Source organism: Geofilum rhodophaeum (assembly GCF_002210225.1).
Lineage (GTDB): Bacteria > Bacteroidota > Bacteroidia > Bacteroidales > Marinilabiliaceae > Geofilum > Geofilum rhodophaeum.
The window spans coordinates 1-1,386 of the sequence record NZ_MWUJ01000045.1 but is presented as its reverse complement, the minus strand read 5'-3'; the positions used below and the strand labels follow the sequence as shown (position 1 = coordinate 1,386).

Genomic DNA, 1,386 nt, shown 5'->3' with positions numbered 1-1,386 from the left:
TAAGCAAGGGCGCATGGAGGATGCCTAGGCTCTCAGAGGCGAAGAAAGACGTGATAAGCTGCGAAAAGTTGTGGGGAGGTGCAAATAACCAATGATCCGCAAATATCTGAATGGGGCAACCCACTTGGTTGAAGACCAAGTATCCAGCAATGGAGGCAAACCCGCCGAACTGAAACATCTAAGTAAGCGGAGGAAGAGAAAACAAGAGTGATTCCCTAAGTAGTGGCGAGCGAACGGGGACGAGCCCAAACCAAAGTTGTTTAGGCAATTTTGGGGTTGTAGGACTGCCATCACTTATTATTAATACGAAGTGGAAGCATCTGGAAAGTTGCATCACAGAGGGTGACAATCCCGTACACGCAAGTATGATAATAAAGGCAGTATCCTGAGTAGCGCGGGACACGAGAAATCCTGTGTGAATCTGCCGGGACCATCCGGTAAGGCTAAATACTCCTGAGAGACCAATAGTGAACCAGTACCGTGAGGGAAAGGTGAAAAGCACCCCGAACAGGGGAGTGAAAAAGTACCTGAAACCGTGCGCCTACAATCGGTCGGAGCTTCTTTATGGAGTGACGGCGTGCCTTTTGCATAATGAGCCTACGAGTTATTCCTTACCAGCGAGGTTAAGTGGTTTATAGCCACGGAGCCGAAGCGAAAGCGAGTCTTAATAGGGCGCGATAGTTGGTAGGGATAGACGCGAAACCTTGTGATCTACCCATGGTCAGGTTGAAGTTTCGGTAACACGAAATGGAGGACCGAACCAGTAAACGTTGAAAAGTTTTTGGATGAACTGTGGGTAGGGGTGAAAGGCCAATCAAACTGGGAAATAGCTCGTACTCCCCGAAATGCATTTAGGTGCAGCCTTATTAAAGTTTTACAGAGGTAGAGCTACTGATAGGACGCGAGGGCTTCACCGCCTATCAACTCCTGACAAACTCCGAATGCTGTAAAATGATTAATAGGAGTGAGGGCATGGGTGCTAAGGTCCATGTCCGAGAGGGAAAGAACCCAGACCATCAGCTAAGGTCCCCAAATGTATGCTAAGTTGAACAAACGCGGTATGGTTGCACAGACAGCTAGGATGTTGGCTTGGAAGCAGCCATTCATTTAAAGAGTGCGTAACAGCTCACTAGTCGAGCGACCGTGCATGGATAATAATCGGGCATAAGCATACTACCGAAGCTATGGATTGTTAATTTATTAACAGTGGTAGGGGAGCATTCCAAACCTGCGCCGAAGCAGTATCGTGAGGTATTGTGGAGCGTTTGGAAAAGCAAATGTAGGCATAAGTAACGATAATGAGAGTGAGAAACTCTCACGCCGAAAGACCAAGGTTTCCTGATCAACGCTAATCGGATCAGGGTTAGTCGGGACCTAACGCGAACC

General features: G+C 48.0%; 1 rRNA gene (only partly in view). It reads left to right on the top strand.

The window, feature by feature from the left end:
• Positions 1-1,386: ribosomal RNA gene (locus B4W65_RS16815) — 23S ribosomal RNA — on the top strand (its annotated part extends 7 nt beyond the left edge of the window); the annotation flags it as partial.